We start from the raw sequence: 6,385 nt of genomic DNA, 5'->3' as shown, positions 1-6,385 counted from the left end.
ATTGGGCTGGGCGCACATTCTACTGACTGGCGAATATCTTTGGCCCAAGGAACCGAAAGCTTAGGGTGTCATTTCGCCCTCAGCCGGAACCGACCCCAAGCAAGCCAACTTGTCGTCAAAATCGGTGTTGCAAAAACGGGAGTGACCATAGATTCCGTTTTCCAAGCGGACCCCAATTAACACTTGCCAACCTATCTACTGGTTGGTAGATTTGATTTTAACAACACGACACACAAACAAAAACACACAACAGAACATCAGGAGCGTCATCATGAAAAACATCATCAAAACCACCCTTGCCATCATCGCCCTGTCCGCCAGCGCACTGAGCTATGCCGCCAGCCCGCAAATGGTTTCCCGCAGCGAAGCAGCATCGCTGCAAAAAATTGGGGTGGTCTCTTCCGGTGGCTTCACCACCCTGGATGACCTGGTGGCCTCACTGGATATGAAAGCCGCTGATGCCGGGGCCACACACTACCGCATCACCAGTGCCACCGGTATGAATAAACTTTCCGGTACCGCTGTCCTGTATCGTTGAATACCCGTTACCCTCGCAACTGCGCCCGGAACCCTTCTGGTTTCCGGGCGCAGTTGTGTCTGAATAACAGGCACCCGCAGGTGCCAGGAGAACATTATGTCCACCCATGACAGTCTGATTGAACTGACTGATACCCTTATCCAGCAGAACGGCTACCAGGGCTTCAGCTATGCTGATCTCGCTGACGGTCTGGGAATACGGAAGGCCAGTATCCATTACCATTTTCAGACCAAAACCGACCTCGGGCTTGCCTATTGTGAATACAAGGAGGCCAGCCTGCTGAAACTGGAAGCTGCCCTGTTACAGCTGCCACCGGGTAAAGCCCGTCTGCAGGGTTATATGGACGCATTTCTCAAATGCGCCGACAGCGGCCAGATGTGTGGCATTCACGCCATGCTGTCCGACAGCGCCCTGTTTGAAGAACCTCTTCAGAAAGCCACCTCACGACTGGCACAAACCGACCTGCGCATCCTGACCAGTGTGCTGGTTTCGGGTCGTGAAAGCGGTGAACTGGCTTTTACTGCTGAGCCGGCTGACGTGGCCATTATCATCGGCAGCGCCATTAAAGGGGCCCTGATGCTCAATCGGATCCCTCCTCATGATGCCTGTTCCCGCACCATGAGCGCGCTTATTCAGCTACTCTCCCGCCCGTAAAGCCACGCCTGTGGCTGCCCCGGTTTAACCGGGGCAGCCAGCACTCAAAAAAATCACCGCTGACAACGCCTGTATTCCGGGGGCCTCAGAAGACATTAAGACTTTCCTTGCGTTTAATTTCCAGTTACCCCTTGCCAATCTATCTACTGGTAGGTAGAATAAATATTAACAACACGACAACACAATAAAACAGACATGCAGGGGGCATCATTATGAAAGCACTTATCAACGACGTTATCGCTGTCTTCACCCGTAAAGCCCATGGACCGGTCATCATCAAATCCGATCTTACTGAGGAAGAAAAAGCAGCTCTGGTACCGGTCCGTACACTCTCTGTTGGCTGGGTGTCTTCCGTGGATGAGCTGGAGCGGGAGGTTATCCGCGAAGCCCTTGAACATGGCGCTGCCGCTTATCTGATTTCTGAGCTTGAGCAGGCCCGTTTCGTTCATGCCCGCGCCACGCTGTTTGCATAAACACAAAACGAAAATAAAAGGACACACACCATGAAAAATAACGTCGAGACACAACTGCGCCGGTTACTTCGTAAAACGTCAGGCCTGGACATTATGGTTCTGCGGCTGTCAGTGATTTTCATCTTCGCCCTGTTTGGCACCTACAAATGGTTTGCCTTCGAGGCCAATGCCCTTCACCACCTGCTGCCAGGCACCTGGCTCGGTGCGCTGTATCCGGCTCTCGGCGTTCAGGGGCTCAGCTACGCACTCGGCGTGGTGGAAAATATCACCCTTCTGGCCCTGATTGCCGGATTTTTCCGGCCGGCAGTGGGTGCAGCAGGCGCCCTGATGGTGGCAGGCACCGGCATCGTCACCCTGAGCCTTCTGCCGCAGCTGGGTCGCATTGACAGCTTCATTATCAAGGATGTTCTTCTGATTGGGGCTGGACTGGTGCTGTTGCGTCATGACCTGCGACGGACACTGATTAACCGGAGGGCGAAGCAACTCAGCGCCGTGCACAAACCCCGCTCGTCTGACGCATTGTCAGCCATGGGGTGACCCTGAATTACGCAGCAGCCTGATATTTCTGGCCAGCAAATATGACACCACTCCCGGGTTCATGGTGAGAGGCATGGAAGCCGCCTTTCGGGCGGGGATCACTCCCCGCTACTTTTTAGAGCGCTACCTGGAAAATAAGTCGCTCCCCGCCAACCCGGACTTTGAAAAACACTATCTGGATCTTATTCATGAGCAGGACCCGTCCCGGTGAGTGAGATTTGTCAGGAGAGCGATATGAACAAACCGTATAAAAAAGACCCACAGACCATTCAGGCACTGACGGAACTGCAGTTCAGCGTCACCCAGAAAAGCGCCACTGAGCGCCCGTTTACCGGAGAATATGACGACCACTTTGAGGACGGACTGTACGTGGATATCGTCTCCGGTGAGCCACTGTTCTCGTCGAAGGACAAATTTGATTCGGGCTGTGGCTGGCCGGCATTCAGCAAACCAGTGGAAAACAACGTCCACAACCTGAGCGACCTCAGTCATGGCATGGTGCGTACTGAAGTGCGTTCCCGTCACGGTGACAGCCATCTGGGACACGTCTTCCCTGACGGGCCACAGGATACCGGTGGATTACGTTACTGCATTAACTCGGCTTCACTGCGTTTTATCCCGAAAGGCGCTCTGGAAACAGAAGGATACGGTGAATTTCTTCCCCTGTTTGAGAAAGGAGATAAGCATGAAAACTGATGTGGCAATCCTTGCCGGTGGTTGTTTCTGGGGTGTCCAGGAGCTGATCCGCAAACTCAATGGCGTGGTCAGCACCGAAGTGGGCTATACCGGCGGACGTAATGATAACCCGACATACCAGCACCACCCAGGACATGCGGAGGCGGTGAAGGTGGTGTATTCCCCGGATAAACTGAGCTACCGAAAACTACTGGAATATTTCTTTAGTATTCACAACCCTACAACAATACTTCGTCAGGGTAATGACGTCGGCTCAAGCTACCGCTCAGCCATCTTTTTCACCACAGAGGAGCAAAAGCAGCAGGCAAACCAGCTTATCCGTGAAATAGATGATTCAGGAGTCTGGCCCGGAGTCGTGGTGACAGAAGTAGAGCAGGCCGGTGAGTTCTGGTCTGCAGAGCCAGAGCATCAGGATTACCTGCAGCATAATCCCGACGGCTATACCTGCCATTTTGAACGACCTGACTGGACGCTTCCGGGATAAGTCACCGTCGCAGACTCGCAGCATTCAGCCCCGCCCATGTGCGGGGCTTTTTTGTTCATATGCAGAAACGAGAATGGGATCACAAACAAATTTCTTTAGTCCATTTCTTGCATACAAAACAATCAACATCCTGATTTTAAGGGGCATATTAGAAAAAAGATGAGGATGATTAGGGTCAAAGGGACAAAGGGACAATGTTTAGAATTATGCTGACCGTTATCGCAGGATCGTTATTTTACGGACTCTCGGCCAGTCTGTGTTTTGCCGGGCTTTTTCGCATACACGCCCCCAGTGCCTGCACAGCCTTCTGTCTGACTTATAACCCAACAGCCGGCTATGTCATGCTGGTTACCGGTATGACACTGTTTATCGTATTTTTGCTCAGCCTTTTCCGGACAACAAAAGCCCCTATTTAACATAAAGGCTTCATTGTACGCACCGCTAAAACGCGCTCAGGGCGATTTCAGCGCGAAGCCGGTGAAAACCACAGCTTACCCGGCGAAAACCCCGCAAAACTTGCCTGATGAATTCTGATGGCATGAATGGCTATGCACCGGACTGCATGGCGGCCCGTTTCAGTGCGTTTACCACCTGAAACCGCCAAAAAGCGCCCTTTTGCGCGGGAAATCTCTCATTTTCTCCCTGGAATACTCACAACAATCATAATTACTAGTAATGTTTTCTGTGTGTACGACAACTCTGTAATGCCTGAGGAATTAATGACCGGTTCAAACAACAAGACACGCGATATCACTAGCAACCGCAAGTATCTGATCAAGAATGCACGCGGCCAGGCAGCCTATAAAGCACGTATGCGCGAGGCGGGTTATAAGCAAATTGCGGTATGGGTACGAGAAGATGTCAGAGAGGCAGGACGACAAGCCGGACTGGAATCTGACGCGCTGTTGTCAGGGGCTGCGCAGCATGATCCATTAGGCTGGATGGTCGGTTTTGCTGAGGGACTCAGGCAGCGAGAAAAAAAAGACAGCAACCCGCAGTAAGCCTGCAAGACAGCACGAATAACAGAGAACAGCCAGTACAAGGAAGTAACGCTTCGCGTACCGGATTCAGCATATTTTTCAGGGAGTGTCCCTGCTAAACTCCTTCATGTCGACGCATCAACCCCGGAGGCTCTGTAATGAGCAATACCACACACTACGAAAACGCCAACTTCTTGCGGGAACTGGCCGAAAGTCTGCCCCGCATACTGCCGGAAGGTGGCCCGGACAAGGCAGCACTGTTGCAGCGCCTGGCTAACGAAGAACTGGCACAGGCCGAGTATGAAGATCAGGTTCGCGCCAAAGTGACTGCAGCCCGCGCTGATACACGCCCGGGCATGACCACGGAACAACTCCGCCAGCGGCTGCATGGTCGCTATCAGGAACTGCGTGATGCCGTATGACGTGGAATGGAAGCAGGGAGCCATCGAGGACGTAACGGCACTGTTTGACTACATCGCGGAAAATTCATCTCTGTGGGATGCGCGGAACGTCACCGATCGCGTTCTTGCGGCCGCAGACAAGCTGGCAGACTTTCCGCGTCTCTACGAAGTGGACTCACGCTATGGCGAGGACGTTCGCCGGATAAGCCTGATGGGACAGCATGTCCTCTATGATGTGAATGACCCGGCGCAGAAAATCCGGGTTCTGGCCGTAGTCGGCCAGCGCCAGAATCCCCACTCCGTCCGCTGATAACGGGTGACGGGGGCGCAATTCATTGCGTGGCCGTCGCCGGTTGGACAAGCGCAGCGCGTCAGCGCTTCCCCCATTGCCACCACCGGCGCGGTGTCTCTGCTGTCTCCGTTTTGTGTTCCAGTAGTCTCATGGCCTGCATTTCCTGCCGCAGCCCGGCCACCTCTTCCCGCAGCGCTTTTATCTCCGCAATCAGCGCCTCTGATACCGTTTTTTCAGTCTCATCCGGCAGTCTCAACCCGTCCCGATCATGAGTCTCAATCAGTCTTAACTCACCGTACACCCGGATAAGCTCGCTGGTATCTACGACACGACCACCATCAGCCTCCGTCCGGTATGATACGCGGCCTTTAGCCATATCCCGATACAGGGAACTTCGGGCTTTTCCCGTCAGTTCCGTGGCCTGTCTCACCGTCACCCACGCCATTGTCTCACCCCGCTATTTTTGAGACAGTATACCCGACAGGCGCACACCATGCCCGGAAGGAAAGAAACATGACGAAACAGGAAAAAACCGCCCTCAACATGGCAAAATTCATCAGGGATCAGTCGCTGCTGTTGCTGGAAAAGCTGAACGAACTGGATATGGATACCGCGGCCGACATGTGCGAACGGCTGCACGAGGACGCGGAAACGCTCTGGCTGGCAATGCGGGACCAGCTCGGGGAGGAATAACAGCACCGACGCGGCCGGTGCTGTCTGCCGTCATTTCATCAGACGACGCAGGCAAAGAAGGGTACCACCGATCAGGATCGCCGCCGTGCCTCCCTGCCCGAAATGCAGGAACAACCAGTCACGGATCGCCGGGTTCCTCGCCAGAAACTGCACGAACCCGTAGAGCAGCAGAAACACCGGCAGCACGCGCCAGAACAATTTCAGCAGATGCGCGGCCAGCACACACAGCCCTCCGGCCATCGCCCCGACCATAAGCAGGGCCTCCCGGCCCACAACCGCAATCCGGTTTGTCATAAAACACCTCATAAATGAATGATTAACCTCAGACCATGACCATGAATTTGAAGCAGGCAAACAGCCGTTCCCGGTCCAGCTCTGCCGTTTTTCGGGCCTCGCCGGTCTGTGGGTTCACGATTTCATCCACCGCCAAAATTGCCCGTTGCACCCGGACGAGCGTCGGCCTGTCCGGGCAGATGTACCAGATTTCATCGATGCCGTTCGCCCGGCGGTTGAACAGATAGGGGTCGTCTCAGAAAACGAATCTATGGTCACTCCCGTTTTTGCAACACCGATTTTGACGACAAGTTGGCTTGCTTGAATCTATCCGGCGTCTGAATGGGATTTTATTCCCGCGCCT

At 53.9% G+C, this 6,385-nt stretch carries 14 protein-coding genes and 1 pseudogene; 12 read left to right on the top strand and 3 right to left on the bottom strand.

Annotation, left to right across the window (positions count from 1 at the left end; all coding sequences use genetic code 11):
* From ACMWLG_RS25095 to ACMWLG_RS25045, 11 genes are all read left to right on the top strand, one after another.
* On the top strand, positions 1-180 hold a 180-nt coding region (locus ACMWLG_RS25095), incomplete at its 5' end, for a hypothetical protein (protein WP_414763055.1).
* Between the two features lie 91 nt (positions 181-271).
* A complete protein-coding gene (locus ACMWLG_RS25090; protein ID WP_001567383.1) occupies positions 272-538 on the top strand; it encodes a YdgH/BhsA/McbA-like domain containing protein in 267 nt (88 codons plus the stop codon).
* 96 nt (positions 539-634) lie between these two features.
* A complete protein-coding gene (locus tag ACMWLG_RS25085; protein WP_001567382.1) occupies positions 635-1,192 on the top strand; it encodes a TetR/AcrR family transcriptional regulator in 558 nt (185 codons plus the stop codon).
* A 212-nt stretch (positions 1,193-1,404) separates the two neighbouring features.
* Complete coding sequence (locus ACMWLG_RS25080; protein ID WP_001567381.1) at positions 1,405-1,665, top strand: DUF1471 domain-containing protein; 261 nt, start codon at positions 1,405-1,407, stop codon at positions 1,663-1,665.
* 30 nt (positions 1,666-1,695) lie between these two features.
* Complete coding sequence (locus ACMWLG_RS25075; RefSeq protein WP_001567380.1) at positions 1,696-2,202, top strand: DUF417 family protein; 507 nt, start codon at positions 1,696-1,698, stop codon at positions 2,200-2,202.
* Between the two features lie 73 nt (positions 2,203-2,275).
* Positions 2,276-2,413: a hypothetical protein gene (locus ACMWLG_RS25070; RefSeq protein ID WP_021243014.1), complete on the top strand. Its 138-nt coding sequence runs from the start codon at positions 2,276-2,278 to the stop codon at positions 2,411-2,413.
* Positions 2,414-2,436: 23 nt separating this feature from the next.
* A complete protein-coding gene (gene msrB, locus ACMWLG_RS25065; protein ID WP_021243015.1) occupies positions 2,437-2,898 on the top strand; it encodes a peptide-methionine (R)-S-oxide reductase MsrB in 462 nt (153 codons plus the stop codon).
* Positions 2,888-3,382 (top strand): peptide-methionine (S)-S-oxide reductase MsrA, encoded by a 495-nt coding sequence (msrA, locus tag ACMWLG_RS25060; RefSeq protein ID WP_021243016.1) that lies wholly within the window; start codon positions 2,888-2,890, stop codon positions 3,380-3,382. Before msrB ends, msrA begins: the two co-directional genes overlap by 11 nt.
* A gap of 719 nt (positions 3,383-4,101) precedes the next feature.
* Positions 4,102-4,383: a hypothetical protein gene (locus tag ACMWLG_RS25055; RefSeq protein WP_021243017.1), complete on the top strand. Its 282-nt coding sequence runs from the start codon at positions 4,102-4,104 to the stop codon at positions 4,381-4,383.
* 137 nt (positions 4,384-4,520) lie between these two features.
* Positions 4,521-4,784, top strand: coding sequence for a hypothetical protein (locus tag ACMWLG_RS25050; RefSeq protein WP_000072676.1), 264 nt, complete (start codon positions 4,521-4,523; stop codon positions 4,782-4,784).
* Positions 4,774-5,073 (top strand): type II toxin-antitoxin system RelE/ParE family toxin, encoded by a 300-nt coding sequence (locus ACMWLG_RS25045; RefSeq protein WP_021243018.1) that lies wholly within the window; start codon positions 4,774-4,776, stop codon positions 5,071-5,073. Before ACMWLG_RS25050 ends, ACMWLG_RS25045 begins: the two co-directional genes overlap by 11 nt.
* Before the next feature lie 61 nt (positions 5,074-5,134).
* Here the strand turns inward: ACMWLG_RS25045 and ACMWLG_RS25040 are convergent, their stop codons facing one another.
* Positions 5,135-5,500, bottom strand: a complete 366-nt coding sequence (locus ACMWLG_RS25040) for a hypothetical protein (RefSeq protein ID WP_021243019.1) — start codon at positions 5,498-5,500, stop codon at positions 5,135-5,137.
* A gap of 68 nt (positions 5,501-5,568) precedes the next feature.
* Between ACMWLG_RS25040 and ACMWLG_RS25035 the strand changes: the two genes are divergently transcribed.
* Complete coding sequence (locus tag ACMWLG_RS25035; RefSeq protein ID WP_021243020.1) at positions 5,569-5,748, top strand: Rop family plasmid primer RNA-binding protein; 180 nt, start codon at positions 5,569-5,571, stop codon at positions 5,746-5,748.
* 30 nt (positions 5,749-5,778) lie between these two features.
* Here the strand turns inward: ACMWLG_RS25035 and ACMWLG_RS25030 are convergent, their stop codons facing one another.
* Both ACMWLG_RS25030 and ACMWLG_RS25025 read right to left on the bottom strand, forming a co-directional pair.
* A complete protein-coding gene (locus tag ACMWLG_RS25030; protein ID WP_021243021.1) occupies positions 5,779-6,042 on the bottom strand; it encodes a hypothetical protein in 264 nt (87 codons plus the stop codon).
* Positions 6,043-6,070: 28 nt separating this feature from the next.
* Positions 6,071-6,268 (bottom strand): annotated as a pseudogene (locus ACMWLG_RS25025) (hypothetical protein); the annotation flags it as partial.
* Positions 6,269-6,385 lie beyond the last annotated feature (117 nt).

Source organism: Enterobacter sp. 01-M-02-SI-ECC (genome assembly GCF_047530595.1).
GTDB classification, from domain to species: Bacteria; Pseudomonadota; Gammaproteobacteria; order Enterobacterales; family Enterobacteriaceae; genus Enterobacter; species Enterobacter cloacae_M.
This window is presented reverse-complemented; position numbering and strand designations above follow the sequence as displayed.